The sequence below is a fragment of the Ferrovum myxofaciens genome, from assembly GCF_000735045.1.
GTDB classification, from domain to species: Bacteria; Pseudomonadota; Gammaproteobacteria; order Burkholderiales; family Ferrovaceae; genus Ferrovum; species Ferrovum myxofaciens.
Genome location: NZ_JPOQ01000184.1, coordinates 1 through 308 on the forward strand (window position 1 = coordinate 1; position 308 = coordinate 308).

Genomic DNA, 308 nt, shown 5'->3' on the forward strand with positions numbered 1-308 from the left:
CGGCCAATCTCGCTGTACAGCAGTTCCGGCTCACGATGCTCAGCCGTCGGCTTTGGCCCTCGCTTTCCTTCAAACAGCGTCTTGGCTTGCTCCTGAATTTCCTTCTTCCACTGCCCTACCTGCACCGGATGAACTCCGTAATCCAGACCAATTTCGTTGATCGTCTTTACCCCTCTCACCGCATCAAGGCCTACCTTCGCCTTGAACTCGGGGGTGTGAACTTTCCTCTTCTTCGCTTCGCTCATTTCGCTCATCCCTTATGACAGCGCACAGCATAAACTACTGTCTTGATTTCAGGGTCCACTATA

Annotated in this window: 1 pseudogene; it reads right to left on the reverse strand. The window is 52.6% G+C overall.

The annotated features are described in order from the left end of the window. Positions 1 to 245, reverse strand: a pseudogene (locus IV91_RS0112670) (IS3 family transposase); the annotation flags it as partial. Positions 246 to 308: the final 63 nt, after the last annotated feature.